This is a genomic window from uncultured Sulfitobacter sp., from assembly GCF_947499945.1.
GTDB lineage: Bacteria > Pseudomonadota > Alphaproteobacteria > Rhodobacterales > Rhodobacteraceae > Sulfitobacter.
Window position 1 is genome coordinate 115814 of the sequence record NZ_CANMQD010000003.1, and the last position, 18824, is coordinate 134637.

At 55.4% G+C, this 18824-nt stretch carries 12 protein-coding genes and 1 tRNA gene; 4 read left to right on the plus strand and 9 right to left on the minus strand.

The features are described from left to right. Nucleotides 1-897: 897 nt before the first annotated feature. From Q0775_RS14100 to Q0775_RS14110, 3 genes are all read left to right on the plus strand, one after another. Nucleotides 898-1599: a hypothetical protein gene (locus Q0775_RS14100; RefSeq protein WP_298862103.1), complete on the plus strand. Its 702-nt coding sequence runs from the start codon at nt 898-900 to the stop codon at nt 1597-1599. Nucleotides 1600-1783: 184 nt separating this feature from the next. Continuing rightward, nucleotides 1784-4186, plus strand: coding sequence for a DUF4114 domain-containing protein (locus Q0775_RS14105; RefSeq protein ID WP_298862106.1), 2403 nt, complete (start codon nt 1784-1786; stop codon nt 4184-4186). Between the two features lie 138 nt (nt 4187-4324). Next, nucleotides 4325-5599, plus strand: a complete 1275-nt coding sequence (locus Q0775_RS14110) for a glycosyltransferase family 1 protein (RefSeq protein ID WP_298862109.1) — start codon at nt 4325-4327, stop codon at nt 5597-5599. A gap of 415 nt (nt 5600-6014) precedes the next feature. On the opposite strand, the gene Q0775_RS14115 is transcribed toward Q0775_RS14110, so the two are convergent. Beyond that, nucleotides 6015-6929 carry an SMP-30/gluconolactonase/LRE family protein gene (locus Q0775_RS14115; protein WP_298862112.1) on the minus strand — a complete coding sequence of 305 codons (915 nt, stop codon included), beginning with the start codon at nt 6927-6929 and terminating at the stop codon, nt 6015-6017. Between the two features lie 156 nt (nt 6930-7085). Here Q0775_RS14115 and Q0775_RS14120 point away from each other — a divergent pair, with 156 nt between their 5' ends. After that, entirely contained in the window at nt 7086-7856 is a 771-nt protein-coding gene (locus Q0775_RS14120; protein ID WP_298862114.1) for an SDR family oxidoreductase, read from the plus strand. A gap of 55 nt (nt 7857-7911) precedes the next feature. Here the strand turns inward: Q0775_RS14120 and Q0775_RS14125 are convergent, their stop codons facing one another. The 8 genes from Q0775_RS14125 to Q0775_RS14160 form a co-directional block, all read right to left on the minus strand. Further along, nucleotides 7912-8433 carry a UGSC family (seleno)protein gene (locus Q0775_RS14125; protein ID WP_298862117.1) on the minus strand — a complete coding sequence of 174 codons (522 nt, stop codon included), beginning with the start codon at nt 8431-8433 and terminating at the stop codon, nt 7912-7914. Between the two features lie 23 nt (nt 8434-8456). Next, the gene (locus Q0775_RS14130) at nt 8457-10046 is read right to left on the minus strand and encodes a TlpA disulfide reductase family protein (protein ID WP_298862119.1); all 1590 of its coding nucleotides are present in this window, start codon (nt 10044-10046) and stop codon (nt 8457-8459) included. Nucleotides 10047-10124: 78 nt separating this feature from the next. Next, nucleotides 10125-10219: transfer RNA gene (locus tag Q0775_RS14135), tRNA-Sec, on the minus strand. 16 nt (nt 10220-10235) lie between these two features. Then, a complete protein-coding gene (gene selB, locus Q0775_RS14140) occupies nt 10236-12143 on the minus strand; it encodes a selenocysteine-specific translation elongation factor (RefSeq protein ID WP_298862122.1) in 1908 nt (635 codons plus the stop codon). After that, nucleotides 12140-13531 (minus strand): L-seryl-tRNA(Sec) selenium transferase, encoded by a 1392-nt coding sequence (selA, locus tag Q0775_RS14145; RefSeq protein WP_298862124.1) that lies wholly within the window; start codon nt 13529-13531, stop codon nt 12140-12142. The genes selB and selA overlap by 4 nt, the downstream gene beginning before the upstream one ends. 89 nt (nt 13532-13620) lie before the next feature. Then, on the minus strand, nt 13621-15180 hold the full coding sequence (locus Q0775_RS14150; RefSeq protein ID WP_298862125.1) for an acetolactate synthase large subunit: 1560 nt from the start codon (nt 15178-15180) through the stop codon (nt 13621-13623). Next, the gene (locus tag Q0775_RS14155; protein WP_298862128.1) at nt 15177-16745 is read right to left on the minus strand and encodes a class I adenylate-forming enzyme family protein; all 1569 of its coding nucleotides are present in this window, start codon (nt 16743-16745) and stop codon (nt 15177-15179) included. Before Q0775_RS14155 ends, Q0775_RS14150 begins: the two co-directional genes overlap by 4 nt. Nucleotides 16746-16750: 5 nt before the next feature. Further along, the gene (locus Q0775_RS14160) at nt 16751-18745 is read right to left on the minus strand and encodes a TRAP transporter fused permease subunit (protein ID WP_298862129.1); all 1995 of its coding nucleotides are present in this window, start codon (nt 18743-18745) and stop codon (nt 16751-16753) included. Between the last annotated feature and the right edge of the window lie 79 nt (nt 18746-18824).

Consider the following 18824-nt stretch of genomic DNA (forward strand, 5'->3'; position numbering starts at 1 on the left):
CAATAGTAAGCACAAGGCACAAAACAATCGCCGCCACATAGATTAATACAACTGCATCTAATCATATGGGGTTTCTTGCTGGCAGTGCCAACGGATTAGATGAGTAATTCTGGTGTTGCTTTGGTCCGCTAGCTGATTGTTTTAGTTTGTTTTTCTAAAAGGAGATGAGATTTCTGAACACTTCCCCTTCTACCAAACAGCACATAAAATTAATCTGAGCGATCCATTCCGTCGCAACGTGAGCAGGTAGAAATTGCTTCAGTGCTGCCAAAGGAGGATTTATTTTCGCAATCTGATGGCGATTGAACTGCTATTAAACTTATCTTCGAATTTCGTTACAGAACCGTATGCGATGAAGCTGTTGAGAGAGGTGGCTATTACCTCCTTGGGGACAACTTCCTAACCAAAGTTGACGGTAAGGGAATGCCCAACAGCTTGCAGATTTTTGGCGGAATTGCTTGCGAACCTCTGGAAAAGTCCAAAAACAAGTAAAGGAAAAGCCCTAGTTGTCGCTCACATCCCGCTTGCAGCGTTTGATACTCAAGGCAGCTTAATTCTGCATGGTTCAACCTGATATTGCTATTGGGCAGGGCGTCGAAACAGTAATGGAAGCCTGACCCTCAAAGAGGTCATCCCACTTACCCAATTGAATTACCATTCGTTGAGTAAAGTCGGTGAAGAGGCTGACAAAGCCCAAACTGTCTTCTGCCAAATCGGAAATTTTCTCATACAATGAGGAGGTTGCGTCTCCTCCTGATCTTGCCTTAGGGTAAGGTAATGAAAGCGTTAATAGATATTTGCAAAAAGTTGACGCAACCACCTCTTTTGGTCATAGCGCTTTCAGTTTGTTGTTCCACAGCGGCTACGGCTGCGTGCAATGATCGCGTTGACGTACAGATGAGCGAAGTGATTTCTGACTTTGATGCTGTGACGCTTGGTTTTCCTAGAGATACTACAATTACGCTTGCTTCCACCAAGAGGGATGCTGGGAAACTTTCAAACTTTGAGCGTGCGTATTTGAGCGTAGTATCACAGGCAGCAAGGGGGGCGGGTAGAGATCCGGCTCGAATATTAGTGGCTGTCCTGCCATATGCCAGTTTTCGGGCCGAAATTTATGATGAAGCGGCACGGAGATATCCGACACCCCTTACTAACCTGATTTCTTTTGATGGGCAGGACTGGTTGCTTGTCACTTTAAGCCCGTCGAGAATGTTGGCTCTCGCTTCGGGCGAGGGGTCAAAGTGTGGTGCGCCATTGGTCCTTAGCGTTGAAGCGTTGAATAAGGTGTCACAGGATTGGGCGCGTCATGTTCTGCCGCATGTACGCAGGCGCTCCGTGCGCAACTTTGCGGCAAAGCTTCCCGATCACCTTTCTTATTTACCCGCGCTGCTTAAGAACGCTGGTAGCGGAGGTCCCGCCTCGTTTTCTCAGCAGGTCATCGGGTTTTCAGACGTCTGCCTTTCTCAGAGCCTTCCTTTCGTAAGAACTGTATTGAAACGCGTATTTGCTTCCCCTGACCCAATAAAATCAATGGCCGCGATTAATGCGGCTTTACCCAAAGACTTGATTGCCATGCGGCCTGCTTGTCTAACAAACTGAAACCGGAGACCACCCCATGGCTTTAACTAACACTCAACAAGAAAAATTGGACGATGTTTTTAAAAAGATCGATCTGAATGGTTTTACGACAGCGCAAGAGACGCAAATCAACACAGCCATAACAAATCTATATACGAATTCTGTAACCTCGAGGTCTACCTTTGACAAAGTTGCCGGTTTCTTCTTGGAAGACCAAGATATCACATTCAGCGCAGGTAACTTTAAAGCAGTACCTAGGCTCTTTGAAAGCGGCCTCGATATCCTGATCGATCCCGATTACATCGTACCGCTCAACATGATTGATGAAACTGGAACAGTGGTTAACGTCAGTTTCGAGCGCGGTCTGATGCATGAATTCATTCATGCTGTTGATGGCCTTAGAGATGAGCCATCCACCGATAATATTTCGATTTCTGAATTGATCGCACTTAGCGACTATCGTGGCAGCACGGTGAACCGTACCAATACAATTATGTCCGAGTATGGCGAGAGCACTGGCCGCGTCAGCTACTCTGCTGCCAGTAGTCGTCTCACTTTGGGTGACGAGTTGTCCTTGAACGAGAATATCGATGCCGCTTTCCTCGCAAGCGGTACATTCGACATGACCACAAGTGGGCGCAGCACACGCGATGTGCTGTTTGGCAGCAGCTCGGAGGATAATCTTCTGGGCGGCGGTGGTCGGGATTTTTTGCACGGGTTTGCCGGAAATGATCTACTGACAGGCGGCGAAGGTGACGATTATATTAACGGTGGTGCAGGTGATGACACCGCTGTCTATGAGGGCATCTGTACTGATTATACCTACAGCTATAGTGGTGGGCGCCTGACCGTTACGGATAACCGATCATCCGCTACGGATGGCACGGATACGCTTGAGGACGTCGAATTCCTTGAATTTTCTGATGGAACGCGCGCCACAGTCGGATCCGATAGTGTTGCCTGTCCGGGTCAAAGCGTGCTTTTGGCGATCGATGTAAGTGGCTCAATGGGAGATGACATTGCGGCTGTTCAGCAATCCGCGACTGCGCTGGTTGAGACGCTTTTTGGAACAGAAGAAGCTCCGGTGGCGAGCCGCCTTGCTATTATTACATTCAACGACAGAAATGCTTTTCGCACAGAATTGAAGTTTACGGACCAGCAGGACATCGCAGAGCGTAAGGCCGCAGCGCTGGAAGCGATTGGGAATGTCTCTATTCTTGGCGGCGGTGCTGAGCCTTTGAACGGTGCGGTTCTCTCTGGTCTCACAGGTGACGCAGGTCCATGGGTTCCTGGAATGATTGCAAATCGGGTCATCGTATTTTCTGATGAACCTGCCGCTGATCCAGAATTGCGTGCGCAGGTCATTGCCGCTGCCAAAGACTTGAAAATTGGCCTTGCGACTGGCGAAACTCCAACAGGTGCGGGCTCAAACACAGGTGCAAACATTATCGCTGACGGCGAAATTGTGAATCCCTACACGCCAGCCGAGATTAGATCGACGGCCAGCGTGTTTTCAGTATTCATTGGTGATGACGCCAGTGCACAAAGCGACTTTGAGGACCTCGCAACGGCAACAGGCGGTTCTGTCGTCGCCGCTCCTACCGCTGCGGATACAGTACAGGCGCTCACTCTGCTTCTTTCACCCCAGATTGACTTCAACGGCACGGATGCCGATGAAACGCTAACAGCCAACGTGAATGACAATGTCATCAAGGCTGAAGCCGGCGATGATATCGTCCTTGGTCTGGCGGGTGCGGATACTGTTACCTTGGGCGCAGGTGCGGATATTGCCGCAGGAATGTTGGCCGACCTTTACGGTGATACCATTACTGACTTTTCGGGTGAGGATCAGATCCGCATTGATGATACTGTGCTTTCACGCAGTTCATTAGGCTTTGATGCGACCACAGGTGCTATGGCTGTGGACACAGACAATGATGGCACAGCTGAGGGATCGCTTACACTACAGGGTGATTTCAGCGCAGGTGACTTTATGGCAGCGCGTCTTGAAACAAGTACGGTGGTGACTTTTGAAAACTACCTTGGTCTTCTGGGCGAGGGTAGCAAGGTGGAGGCCGCAGCGATTAATGGCATCATCAATGCCGAGTACCTCAACGGGTTCAACACGGCCGACATGTCTGTGTCGTTCGAGGCTGATGCAGCGGCAGGTTTCAGCAATACGGTCGGGTACTATGAAATCGACTCCGCTGAAAATCTTGTGAACATCACAATCCTTGCACAAGATGCCAAGATCGCAACCGGTGCTGTTGAAATCAGTGTCACCGATGAGGAAAACGACATTGGATTCTTCCTTGTACAGGATGGCGCAAACATGATTGATGCGGCGGAGTTTGCCGCTGACAGTTTCGACTTTGTCAGCGATGGAGAGGGCGGTTTCGAGCTGACAAGCCAAGGTGTTGTTCTTGACGATACGGAGGTGTTTTTCTCCCATGACGCCGCTTTGAACTCCGACGGACAAGAACATGTGATGTCAGGTGTATCTGCTGACGGTGAAGGCGCATTGCGTATTGGTTTTGAGGATCTGCTACGTGACGGCACAAGCGATGATGACTTCCAGGATGTAATTCTGTTTGTTGATATCGCCTAAGGCCAAACGCGTTGAAAACATGTGGTGCTGCGCCTAAATTAGAAAGCGCAGCACCGCGACACGATTTTGCGGCCCACATAAGCTCCCAAAAGTTCTGGTGTCTTGAACCTGTAACAACAAGCGATCGTCACCCAATTTATGCACTTTATACATTTTGACCTTTCAGAGCTCCTTTATGGCTCAAGCTCCCGTCTGTCATATCATGGCATTGCACGCACTGTTGTAGAGGTGGCTTATGAGTTGGCCAAGGGCCCCGAAGACGTGAAGTTCGTGATCTTTTCTCCCGCCCATCAAAGCTTCTTTTACGTTGATCCGACATTCACAACGAAGGGCAATGACCTGTTGTGTGACTTGGGTTTGTCAGCTGGCGCAAGTCCCCTCCATTTGCGCAGAAGCTTTCCAAATGCACATGCACTGCGGGACCTGCTCAGCCCTGTTGCTGTACGGGTCTTGCGATACGTGAACATGAGGCGTTGGCAGGCCAATCGTGGCGATACGCTGACCCCCGCGGCGATGAGGGGCCAAACGCTTGTGGCATTTACGCGGCCAAAAATCATGGTGGATTACGTAGAGGCGATGGCCAGACAAAAGGTACAGTTCCGGTTCTGCCCTTTGCTGCATGACATGATCCCTCTGCACGATATAAAAGATGGCAAAGGCCCAAAATTTGCGCATAACTTCAGGCATGACAATGCAGAGGTCATCGCGGGCGCAACTCTGCTATTGGCAAATTCCGAGTTCACCAAAACAGAAATTGCGCTGTTCTCGGAGAAGGGACTTTTGCCCAAAAACCTTTCCGACATATGCACAATACCATTGGCGCATGAGTTTAGAGACGTTGATGACGGCACGCCGTACGAGATACCAAAAGGCCCGTATTTTCTGTGCGTCGGAACCCAGACTGGCCGCAAGAACATCGAATGTGTTCTAAAGGCGATGGTGATCTTGGAAAAAGCGGGGCGTGCGGTGCCCCGACTGGTCCTTGCGGGGGCGAGACGCAAACGAACAGACACTTATCTAGCGCGGCCTGAGTTTGACGGTATTCGTCCACAGGTTGCGTTTCGTATCAATCCTTCGCAGGCAGAACTGGGCATGTTGTACAAGCAGGCCCGTGGTCTGGTTATTCCAAGCCGCATGGAAGGCTGGGGATTGCCACTTGGCGAAGCAATGTGGCTTGGAACTCCTGGAATTGCTGCAACTGCGGATGCGCTGAAAGAGGTCGGAGGTGAACATGCCTTCTATTTTGATCCTGATGTCCCAGATCAACTTGCAGACATTCTGAGTTCTTTAAGCACGGATGATGAGGCATTTTATGCTGCACGCGAAGCTATACAACAGGCTAAGTCAAGCTTTCGCAGCTGGGCACAAGTGGCGCAGGAGGTCGTGAATTGTGTAAGGCCATCAGCGTCCTAACCAAAGTTTCCAAAGAGCTGTGTCGCCACGGCTCTCTAATAAAACGCAAACACTGACGCTCGAGAGTCCGCAAGCATGAGAAGCACGGAGGCCGGTCACTTCTCCGCTCCTCAAAATGGGGGTGAAAACGCATTGAACCAAAAGGTAGGGCATACTTAACCGGTCCATCATGCCAGCGTAAGTTATTGCATTTGATAAGAATTATACCACTGCAAGACTGCTTTACCCCAACCCTTTGGGACACATGGCTATAGCCTTTTGGTCTGTCCCTCAGTTGCCAGTAAAGATGGCCCATCCGCCCCTTAGAGATCGAGGGCTGTGAACGATCACGCAAATCAGAAATTAATCCTTTGACAGCCGTGAAGCTAGTTTGTCAGTTTCTTGCCAAGGAGCGCACGTCTAACCGGCCATGGCGTTATCCATTAAAGTTCAGGCGTAGACCGGCGGTGGGCCAGCGCATGTGATACAAGCATCCTGTGCCTGACGCGGTTACCCATGCATCGCGCATATCGCTGCCGCCAAAGCAGATGTTGGTAATATAGGGATCGCCCGGCACAGGCACAAAAACAACATCGCTTCCATCTTCCGGCACCACACTGATCCCGCCCCGCATCAGTGTTGCGACGCAGATTTTACCGTCCTCCTGCACTGCGAGGCTGTCGAGCAGTTGGTAGTCGGGCAGGGTGGTGAGTAGCCGCCCGGGCATATCAAATGGCAAAGGTGCAATTTCACCTGGACCGGTGAGGTCAAAACTCCAGACCCTTCCAGTTCGCGTTTCGGCCACATGTACAGTTTTTCCATCAGGGGACAGACCGATACCGTTCGGCGTGATCATGGGGGCGTTGACCCGCCGGATGTGGCTGCCATCTGGCTTGGCGTAGTAGAACGCGCCATGGTGGACATACTCGCGAGTCGATTTGCCCAGATCGGTAAAGTAAAATCCGCCGTCTGTATCAAACACGATATCGTTGGGGCCGCGCAAAGGCTGGCCATCGCAACTGGTATACATGGTTTCAAAAGCGCCGGTCACTGGATCAACCCGCTGGATTGAGCCGCTGGTATAGTCATCAGGCGTGCCTATGGGGCGGGTTATGCCATCTTTTTGGGTCCAGACAAAGCCGCCGTTGTTGCAGACATAAATCATACCATCTGGCCCCACAGCTGCGCCGTTCGGCCCGCCGCCAAGATGGGCTATCACATCAATCTGCCCGTCAGGCTGTACGCGGGACAAAGTCTGCCGCCTGATTTCCACCAGAATGACAGAGCCGTCTGCCATGGCAATCGGCCCTTCAGGGAAATCCAGCCCGTCACAAATTTTTGTAAGCTCCATGTCTCTCATCCCTCCAAAGGTTAGCAGTATCTTTGCATCAACGATGCGCTGCGTCAGCAAAAAAAGCGGCCTGTTTATTCTGTGGCCTTGCATAGACACAGCCGTTTTTATGTGAACTTCTTGTCTGAAATGCATTCGTCATAAGGGGAGAAGATTATGGGAACGCTTAGTGGAAAAATTGCTTGGGTTACGGGCGCGGGGGGCGGTATCGGGGAGGCATCGGCCATTGCATTGGCACAGGCGGGTGCGCATGTCGTGCTGTCAGGCCGTCGCGCGGAGGAGTTGGCCCGTGTGGTCGCCACGATCAAGGCCGGGGGCGGGCAAGCGGAGGCAGCCCCGCTTGATGTAGTGGATGCAAAGGCCACCCAAGCCATTGCCGATGATCTGTTCACGCGGCTGGGTGGAGTCGACATTTTTATGGCCAATGCGGGGATTAACGTGCCGAACCGTGCCGTTAACGCCATCACTCCGATGGATTTTGCACGGGTTGTTGATATCAACCTCAATGGCGTGATGAACGGTGTTCTGGCCGTCCTACCGCAGATGCGGGAGAAGGGGACAGGCACGCTGATCCTCACGTCCTCATGGGCGGGGCGGCATCCTTCGCGCCTTACAGGGCCAGCCTATAGCGCGTCCAAACACGCCGTTGTCGCCCTTAGCCATTCGATCAATCAAGACGAAGGTGTGAACGGCATCCGATGTACGGCGCTGATGCCAGGCGAAGTGGCCACACCAATCATGCAGCATCGTCCAAAACCGCCCTCCGCCGAGGATATCGCTAAGATGCTGCAAGCGGATGATCTTGGTTCAATGGTGCGCTATATCGCCGAAGCGCCGCCCCATGTCTGCATCAACGAAGTGCTCATCAGTCCTACGTGGAATCGCAGTTTTGTGGGTGTGGCCGAGATGGGCGGCATGAAGCTCTAAAATAAGTAAGCGGCGCAGCGACTGATCAGGCCGCTACGCCGCATTTTGTGGACGCCTAGTTTTCCGTCAGCGCCGCAATGATCTGCGCCAGTGCGGCTTTCGCCTTGGCGCGCATTTCGTCGTCGGTTGCATCCTGTATCGGATGCGGTACCAAAAGATAGCGTGCGTCGTTCATACCCAATGCGCTGCGTTGCGCGATGGCGGCTTGGCCGAACTCGCTTGAAGCGATGGCGAGGGCGGGGATCCCCTGGGTTTCAAACCAGAAATTGTCGTGCATACTGCACGTCGTACAAGATCCTCAGTCGGCCAGTGCTTCAATGACAAAGCTGCATTCGTCGCGCATCTGATGACGCAAGGCGTCAGGGCAGGGCTTGGCGAATGTGGGCTTCATATAGCGGCGCACACTTACGTCAGGGGCTGCCTCGGCCAGCAAAACCTCAAGCTCGTCCAAAAAGACATTGCCGCGCGGTTTGCTGATATCCAACAGGCCGATGACACCCGACAGGCTGCCGCTGCGCGGCGTGATTTGCCGCTCGACGGGTTTTCGCTCGTCCGTGGGGTCGAGAATTGTTGTCATATAGCTCCTCCTCTGGGGGCAGCTTAGCCCATATCGATTTTTCTTGAAACAGCGATTGAGCCGACTTCGCCCGTGGCCCACCCGTGGAAGGCGGACGAGAATTTGCCCGCGTCCGATCCCGCCACAACGATGTGGATAAACTCTTTTCCTGCGAATTTCGGCACCTGCTTGGATAAAGCCGAAGCGCCCATTTTCGCGGCTGTCTCGGGCGGGATGCCTGCGCCCGAGACAGCATCCTGCACCATATCCGACAGGGGTCGCATCGTGGCCTCCTGTATGCGGTCGCGCAGACGCTCTTTGGAATACTCCCCCTCGCGCATGAGGGTGTCGATATGTTCAGGGCAAACCACCAGCAGGGCATCGACGGGCAGGTTGCGCAGTTTGGGCAGGAACACGCCTTCAAGCCCGAGGCCCAGCGACCCTGCGATTTGATCGGGCGCGCGCGAGGTCTGGTCCACGATATGCACAGGTCCACCTGTCATGGCAAAGATCGTGACAACGGAATCCTCAGGCTCGAATCCCCGTTCGACATGCAGCGGCGCCCAAGGGGATCGTTCCTCATGCTCGGCAAAACACATGGTAAATTTCATCGGATTGCCAAGGCAAGAGCGCTCAACCCCGCCTGTTGCAGCCCCGCCTACGTTGCGCACCACAAGGCGTAAGGCGCGACCAATGGTGGCATTGGCGCGGTTCCCCGCACCTAAAGCACCGAGGCCTGCGTTCATCCCGATTTTCTCACGGATGGGGCCATTCACAATCATCACGGGGGCCGCACCCATGGTCGTCGCTGTGACGCCGTGGATGTTGAACTCATCCGTGCACACGGCTTCCACTGCGGCGATAACCACGGGTAGATACTCTGGCTTGCATCCTGCCATCACAGCGTTAATCGCGATCTTCTCAACGGTGGCTTCGCCCATGTTTGGCGGGACTATGGCAATCACTTCTTGTGGGTCGCGGTGTGTGCCGGACAGCATCCGCATCACCCGCTCTGGCGTGGGCGCCACAAGGGGCAAGCCGTCCGAGAAACCCTGATCGAACATGAATTCGGCCACATCATCGCTGTCGCCAACTTCGATGCGGCGTGCACGGATCGGGCTGCCTTCTGCTTCTGCGCGCAACTTGTCATAGACCGTGGGATCAAGGTGCTTGGAGCCGCACCCCGGTCGCCATGCAGGCAGGCTGCTCCAGTCGATCTGCGCAGCAGGCAGGGTGGTTAGGCTGCTCAACTCGGCGCTGAGCGCTTCCCAGTCACTGCGGATGAACCCTTCGAATTTTGTCGACACGCTGCCGTCCTTCTGGATCAGAAAGACGGATGGAACACTCTCGATGTCCCACTCGAATGCCGTCTTGCACGCACTGTCATCGAGCACAGGCATCGACAGATTATGGCGTGCAGCAAAAACTGCGTTCGCCTCGCCCGATTGCGCAATGAGCAGAACTTTGAGCTTGTCGCCGTAGGCATTGTGCAACGCTTCCAAGACAGGCGCGGCGGTGTTGCACGTCTCGCAATCCTCTTTCACAAAACAGATCAGGCTCATTTGATCAACGGGTAACCGGCGTTCTTGATCGGCCAAATCATTCAGCAAGAAATCTGGTTGTGCTCTGCTCATTTTTATCCCCCGTGATACAAAACCAGTGTGCGGAGAAACGGGCCTCAATGTCCAGCACAAGCATCGGCATTTTTCATCTGGCGGAGGTGGATGGGAATCGAACCCACCACACGCCTCAACAGCGCGTCCATGGTTTTGAAGACCAGGGAAGCCACCAGACTCCAGTCACCTCCGAATAATTTAACGCTATCAAGGAGAGGGCGAAGGGGGAACCGAAATCGGGGAAGCCATGTGGCGCGTGTTTCCCGTGCGGGCGGTCACGCCCTGCGCGTCGAAAAACTCAAGCACAGGAACAATGACACGGCGGCTGGTGCCGAGTGCGACCCGCGCCTCGCTTGTGGTGAACAGCTGTGCCAATGGAAAGGCATCGCGCAGGGTTTGGGCCGCTGCCGTCAAAGTCTCTGCATGGAGAAGCAGCATCTGGCCGAGAGCAACATTAGGGAGTTCCACCAGACGCCCCAGATCAATGGACAATTGAAGCAGGTCGTACTCATTCGGGGTGCGTGCCAGATCGGCAGGGGCAGGGGGAGTCAGTGCAAAGTTTAGAACTTCTGTCTCAATCGCTGCGAGTGTCGATTGTTGCGTGGCAGTAAGTAGGTTCAGGGGGTAATGATCGCATAAGGCTATGCGTTGGCCGTGCAACCGGATGTCGCCACGCTCCTCCACAAGGTCTATCACATGTGCAAACAGGGCCGTAGAGATTTTGTGATCCTGCAGGGCGGGGCGCGTTGCAGCTATGTGCAACGGATTTTGGCTATGATAAGTCGCAAGCTTGACCAGAATGTCCGAGGCGCACGCCTCGATTGTGGTCTGCTTCGCAAAGAGCGAAGGGCCAATCTGTGTAAAACTGTGGCCTAAGCGATCTTCGACTGCATGCGGTGAAATCCGAGACAGACGCGCGACATCGCTTTGTTTTGCGAGCCCTCCCAGCGCCTTGCTCAGTGCCTCGGCGATAGCCTTGACATCACCGTCTTGGGAGGCTTGCAAAACCTGCAAGCGGTCGGTGTCACTGGCACGGGCCGGAGTGCTTTGTGGATCAAGGAAGACCGCGCCGCCAATTGTCGCTGCGGGCGAGAGCCGGCGTAGAATAGCCCGCTGTCCTGCAAACCCGACAACGGGAGTTTTGAACCGAAGCTGCGCAAAGCCTCTGCTGCCCGCCGCCATCTGTCCGCCCCCGAACAGGCGCAGATTGGCGACTTCGATTGAGGTGCCGAACAGCACGCGAATATCCTGATTGTGCTTCAGGGGGTGTCTGGCATCTGGCAAGACCTCGACCGCCACATCAATACAGGTCGAGGGGGCGGCGGCCCCGATCTCGCAAAGCACAGATCCACGAATGACCTCATCCACCGCGATACCGCGCAGATTGGCGGCTGTCCGCTCGCCTGCGCGAACGATCTCGCGCGGCGCCCCGCGACTTTGTAATCCCCGTAAGCGAACCTGCTGGCCCTGAGGGAGCAGCGCGAGATCCCGATCAAGGGTCAAATCCTGTCCCTGCAGGGTGCCCGTCACGATTGTACCGCGCCCCTCGAGGGTAAAGGCGCGATCAATGGGCAGGAAGCTATGAAGTGGCCCGGTGGCCGCGTCCGTCGAAGTTACAACTTCTTCCAATGCCGCGTGCAGCGTTTCAATTCCTGCCCCCGTCTGTGCCGAGCAGATGACCAAGCGAAGCCCAGCATAGGCGGTATCCGTCAGGTCATTCAGGATGGCGGCACAGCGCGCATCATGCTGCACAGGATCAAGCAGGTCGGATTTCGTCAGCGCAATCACGCCGGCCCTGATGCCCAAAAGCTCTGCAATGCGCAGATGCTCCAGCGTTTGTGCGCCAATCCCCTCATGGGCGGAAATTACGATCAGCACTGCTCGCGCGCCCGTGGCCCCTGCAACCATCGCGGGGATGAAATCGGCATGGCCCGGGGCGTCGATCAAGTCAAGCATACCAGAGGCATAATTGCGGTGCGCATAGCCCGCTGTGATCGACAGGCCGCGCTGTTTTTCCTCCGTTAGCCTGTCTGTATCCATCCCAGTGAGGGCATGTACCAAAGCCGTCTTGCCATGATCCACATGGCCGATCACAACGATGCAGGCACCTGTCATTGCGTCAGAATGCGTTTGAACGCTGCGGTGAGTATGGCGACGTCCCAATCGCTCACCGTGCGCACGTCGAGCATCACATGCTCCCGCTCTATCCGCGCGATCACGGGCGGGGTGCTCTTGCGCAGCTGCGCCATCAGCGCCTCCGCTGTCAGATCAGGCGATTGAACCGCGACGGCAAAGCTCATCAAATCCTGTTGCGGCAGCGAGCCTGCGCCAACGTATGATATGCTCTGCGCGACGCTGACGTTTTGCATTCCCAATTCCTTGAGCGCATGGGCAAGAGCATATGCGCGGCGCTCGACCACATCCGCGCTCTGCGCGACCATGGCGAGCACTGGCACGTCCGTGATCGGATCAAAGGGAGGGCGGTAGAGGCGCAATGTCGCCTCCAGTGCAGCCAGCGACAGTTTGTCAATTCGTACCGCTCGCATGAGAGGATGCGCCTTGAGGCTGGCAACAATATCGCGCCGCCCTGCGATGATCCCCGCCTGCGGACCACCGAGCAGTTTATCGCCCGAAAACATCACTAGATCGACACCGCTTTTGAGGATATCGGCCACCACAGGCTCGTCCCCCAAGCCGTAGGGTGCGAGGTCAATCAGCACACCACTTCCGAGGTCCTCCATCAAAATTACGTCCCTGTCGCGCGCCAGTTTGGCAAGGTCGCGGCGGTCTGGCGCGGAGGTGAATCCGATGATCTTGAAATTGCTGGTATGGCTTTTGAGCAAGACCGCCGTATCGCCGTCAATGGCATCTGCGTAATCGCCCACCCGCGTTTTGTTTGTCGCTCCAACTTCGCGCAAGGTGGCCCCGCTTTGCGCAATCACATCAGGCAAGCGGAAAGAGCCGCCAATTTCTATCAACTCGCCCCGCGAGGCGACCACATTACGCCCCGCGGCAGTTGCCATCAGGCTCAGCAATACAGCAGCGGCACAGTTATTCACAACCACCGCTGCCTCGGCTCCTGTTAGATCGCAAATCAGCTTTTCCACATGGCTGTGGCGTGATCCGCGCTTGCCCGTGGCGAGGTCGAGCTCCAGATTGCTGGGCGATTGCGCCGTGGTGGTGATCGCCTGCAACGCTTGCGGCGCAAGCCGTGCGCGGGCGAGATTGGTGTGAATGATGATCCCCGTTGCATTGATCACAGGTACCAGCGAGGGCGCACGCCTTGCTTCGACGGCAACAGCGATCTGCGCCGCAAATTCAGCGCTGTCGAAGTCAGGGAGCGGGACGGTGGCGTCTGCCAGTAAGGTGCTGCGCAGGTCTTGGATGATCTTGCGCAGAGCCTCTACTATCTCGGCGTGGCTATATTGTGCGACCAGCGCTGCGATGGCGGGCATCGTCAGGAGCGATTGTATCTGCGGCAGGTTTTTAAGGGTCTGGGCCATGTAAACTCGGTTTATTGTCCGCGCACATTGGGCGCTGTCATTGATCTGACAGCTACGCGCTGAACGCAAAGATGTCTAACCCGTCTGCATCACAATACAATCTCGATGAGGTTTGGTCCGCCGCTGCTTAGGCCGTCCTCAAGGGCGGCTTCCAGTTCTTCACATTCGCTCACTCGGCTGGCGATGACGCCCATCGACTGGGCCATTTGCACCCAATCCAGCGTTGGCCGCTCAAGGCTGAGCATATCCATTGCACGTGGACCTGCATTCTGGACACCCACATTAGTCAACTCGCCGCGCAGGATTTGATAGCTCCGGTTGGCGAAGATCAGCACTGTGATATCCAGCTTCTCTCGTGCCATCGTCCAGAGCGATTGCACCGTGTACATGGCAGAGCCATCGCCCGTCATACACATAACTTTGCGGTCAGGACAGGCGACTGCTGCACCGATCGCGGCGGGCATGCCATATCCGATCGAGCCGCCACAGTTGTTGAGCCACGTATGCCTGCGTGCCGCCCTGGTTGCGGGAGAAAACGCACGTCCTGAAGTGACAGATTCGTCCACCACAATGGCATCTTCGGGGATGGCGCGGGCAATCAGGGCGGCAAGGCTGTCGAGGTTGATGCGCCCGGTGGGTCGCTCCGGTTGCTCAGCTTTGACGACATGGGCAGGGGGCGTTTCGGTGGCGTTTGTCGCTGCGCAGAGTGCCGCCAAAGCGCCTGAGAGGTCGGCATCTGCCGCCGCCAATGTGGTGATCTCGGCACCCTCGCGCGTCAGGATCGCAGGCTTGTCTGGATATGCGAAAAACCCTATCGGCGCACGCGCACCGATCAGCACAATCCGCTTGAAAGGCTCCAACACCTTGAGTGCGATATCAATCGGATAGGGAACGCGCCCGATGAACACACGCCCCGCACCGCGTTCAAGCCGCGCATTGGACCACTCGGACAATATCTTGCACCCTGTTTTGGCAGCGATCCGTCCGGCAATCTCCAGATTAGCCTCGGTCAGCGCTGTGCCGCCCAGCAGCAGTAGTGTTTCGGGACCGCCCAACGCGTTCGCTGCTTGCGCCAGCTGGCTCTCATCAAAGGGGGCTGGGGCAGGTATATCAATCGCGCCGTGCGCGGTGCCGCCTTCGTTCCACGCTGTATCAGAGGGTAGGATAAGCGAAGCGATCTGACCCGGTGCTGTCATCGCCGCTTGAACTGCTTTAGCAGCATCCAAGCCTACTGTTTCCACAGTTTTCGATGTATGCACCCAATGCGAGACGGGGCGTGCGATCCCTTCGATATCAGAGGTTAGCGGCGCATCAAGTTCGATATGTGTCGAGGCATGTTCGCCGATGATGTTCACGACGCCAGAGCCTGCCTTTTTCGCGTTGTGCAGGTTTGACAGGCCATTCGCCAGACCCGGACCAAGGTGCAGTAATGTAGAAGCGGGTTTTCCCGTCATGCGGTAGTATCCATCAGCTGCACCTGTCGCCACGCCTTCTTGTAGCGCCAGAATGCTGCGCATGCCGGGGATGTGGTCAAGGGCGGCTACAAAATGCATCTCGGAGGTGCCCGGATTGGTGAAACAGACCTCGACCCCGTTTGCCAAAAGCGTTTTTACAAGGCTCTCTGCGCCGTTCATAGTCTCGTTGCTCATGGTGTCTTTTTCTCCCAATATGGTGCCCGCAGGTCTTTTTTCAGGATTTTTCCGATGGTGCTGCGGGGCAGGTGGTCGCGCAATTCAACGGCAGACAAGCGGTGGCTTTTGCCAAGGCGTGCATTGGCGGCGGCAAGGATATCATCGGCCGTGCGTGAGGCACCATCGCGCAGCATCACGAGCCCCAGTGGCGTCTCGCCCCACGCCTCGGATGGGATGCCAATCACGGCAGCGTCGGTAACGTCCGCATCGTCAAGCAGCACCAACTCCAGGTCATTGGCAAAGATGTTGAGCCCGCCGGAGATGATCATGTCCTTCTTTCGGTCCGACAGCACCAGAAATCCGTCCGCATCAAACGACCCCATATCGCCTGAGCGGAAGTAGACCTCACCCTCGGCGTTTTGCCAGATATAGTCTGCTGTGAGGTCGTCGCGGCCAAAGTAACCCGCCATCATCGTAGGTCCGCGTCCGCAAATTTCGCCAACTTCGCCCTGCGCCACTTCATTTCCCTGCGCGTCTATCAGGCGGATGTCATTGCCGGGGGCCAACTGGCCTACCGTGTGCAGCTTTGTCGGATGCTCGTCAGCGACCAAAACAGTCACACCGCCCCCTTCGGTCAGGCCATAATACTCAATGAGCTTGCCGGGAAACCGTTCAAGCACATCTGCTTTTACGTCTGCACGCAGCGGGGCAGAGGTCGAGAATTTGACCCGCATGGAGGATAGGTCGAATTGGCCGAAGTCAGGCACATCCATGATCCGTTTGTACTGTACGGGGACGAGCATGGTGTGTGTGATCCCCTCGGATTGTACGATCTCGAGGTATCCACGTGCGTCGAATTTTGGCATCAGATGGACCGTAGAACCACCAAAGAGCGTCGGTATGAACGACACAATCGTTGTGTTTGAATAGAGCGGCGTCGAGATAAGCGTACGGGCGTTGTCATCATAGCCATTGGGCGAGACACGCTCCATCTGGGCGGCGCGCATTTGATGGTTGTGCAGTATGCCTTTGGGCGTGCCGGTGGTGCCAGAGGAATAGATCAGATTGAAAGCGTCCGACATCTCAAGCGGGATCATCGGGTCGGTGTCAGCGGCCGCGCTCACAACGGTTTCATAGTCGGCAAAGCCGTCACGTTTGAAATCAATAGCGAAACGTTCCAACGGCAGATTTGCGACAAACCCCTCAATCAACGGCGCATATTGCCCTGCCGCAAAAATCGCCTTGGACCCGCAATCCACCAGCATTTTCTTCAATGCCTCCGACGACGCCATGGAGGAAAGTGGGGTGACGCATCCGCCTGCCTTTACGATGCCGATAAAAAGCTCGGCGTAAGCGGCAGAGTTGGCCGAGAGGATTGCGATATTGTCCCCTTTGGTGAGGCCTATATCCAGCAGCAGGTTGGCGACCTGATTGGTGCGTGCATCAAATGCGCCCCACGTGATCCGCTGCGTCCCGCACACAAGAGCGAGTTTCTGAGGATGTGTTGCAGCGTTCTCACGCAACCGGTCGATGATGGTTTCTGTCGGTGCTGTATCCGATTGTGGCGGGTTGATCGGGATCATGGTGCTCACGCTGTTCGGGGATCGGTTTGATTGGCCCGCCATGCCATATAAAACGGCACAGCACACAGCGCGGCCCCCGCAGCGAAGGAGCCAAGATAGCTCATGGGGAGAAGGGCCGTTTCAGGTTTGGCAATAAGCACACCACCGAAGAACAGCACAATCCGCATGGGATAGGCCATGGCCCCCTCCAGCGGTCCGATAAGGCTGATGTAGCCTTGGAGTGCAGAAGAGATGACCGCCACACCGACCAGCGCAGATGCCAGAGCCACGGTCACTTCCCATGCAGGCGCCTGCCCGATAAGAGCAGGGTTTAGCACGAAGAAGAAGGGCGCGATATAGATCACCCCGCCAAGGCGCATGGCCTCAAAGCCTGTCGCAATCGGGTTTGATCCCGCCATGGTCGAGGCTGCAAAAGCACCCAGTGCCACAGGCGGCGTGATAAAGCTGACCATGCCCCAATAAAGGATGAAGAGGTGCACTGCGAGCTGGTTCAAACCACCCGCCTCAAGAGCAGGGGCCAGTACAACGGCAAGGAAGATGTAGCAGGCTGTAACTGTCATCCCCATGCCAAAGATAAACGCTGTCAGCGCACCCATAGCCAGCAGGACAAGCGTGTTGTCACCCGCCATAAATACCAGCTCATTCACCAGTGTCCCAGCAAGGCCGGTGGCCGAGAAGGAGCCGACGATCAGACCCACACCCAGCAGGATCGCAGTCAGTTCTGCCAGACCCATACCGACGCCGACAATCATATTGCCAAGGCGCTGTTTGTTTAGACGAAACCGTGCACGGAATTGGTTTACCACCAGCAAAAGTACAGTTGCGTAAAAGGGCGCGGAGGATTCCTGCCGCAGGCCAATCATCATATACAGGAGCAGCGCAAAGACAAAGACATAGGGCCAGCCCTCAATCATAACTTCCTTGAGGCGCGGCAGGTCGGGCTTGGGCAAACCCTTTAATCCGCGCTTGGCCGAATAGGCGTCAATACCGGTGAACAGACCCCAATAGAAAAGGATGCTTGGGATCGCTGCCGCAAGTGCGATCTCGACATAAGGGCGCGACAGGAAAGACGCCATGATAAAGGCGGTGGCCCCCATGATCGGCGGCATCAAAACGCCCCCAGTGGAAGCGCATGCTTCGGTCGCCGCAGCCGTCTTTGCCGAAAAACCCGTCTTGCGCATGGCAGGGATGGAGACAGCGCCGGTGGTCAGCACGTTTGAGATGACCGAGCCCGACATGGACCCCATAAAGCCGCTGGCAAAGATCGACACTTTGGCCGCACCACCGCGGTAGCCGCCGACCATGCCAAGGGCCAGATCGTTAAAGAACTGTCCGCCACCTGTGCGTTGTAAGACCGCACCAAACAGGATGAAGCCGATAACCACACCGCCAAAGGCTTTCATCGGAATGCCGAATGAACTTTCGGCGGAATAGATATGATAGGGGACCGTCTGCATGAACGTGCTTTGGAAACCCGAAAACGGATCAGGGACGACTCCCGCAAAGGTCGGATAGAAGGCAAAGAACAGCACGATAAAGAAGAGCACCATGCCCCCTGCGCGCCGACAGGCCTCAAGCACGAGAAAGAAGAATACAACCGAGACATATTGCGCCGTCAGCGGCGCGGCATATTCCCAGCCAGAAGAAAGGTTTTGTTGTGCCGTTTGAACCAGATAGGCCGTGCATCCAAGTGCGGCTGCAAACAGTGCCCAATCCAGCAGAGAGGGCACACCGCCCTTTCCACCGCGCAGCTGGAAAATGAGGAAGCTCAAGGCGAGATACATCCCGCCGAGCAGATAGAGGTAGCGCCCTTCAATAAGAACGATGCCGAAAAGCTGGATGTTAAAGAGTTGATTGACCACCAGAACCAGCGACAAAATCGTACCGATCACCACAACCCAACGCGCGGGCCCGGCCAAACGCTCTGCAGGCGTTTCACCGTCAATGGCGACTTGTTCGATGCCTTTGGCATCAAGGGCGGCAGTGGCTTTATCGGTCATGGGATCACTCTATGTCTGTAGCAGGACAGGGAAAACCGGCCAACCCATAAGCAAATGCAAAGGCTGGCCGGTCTTATGG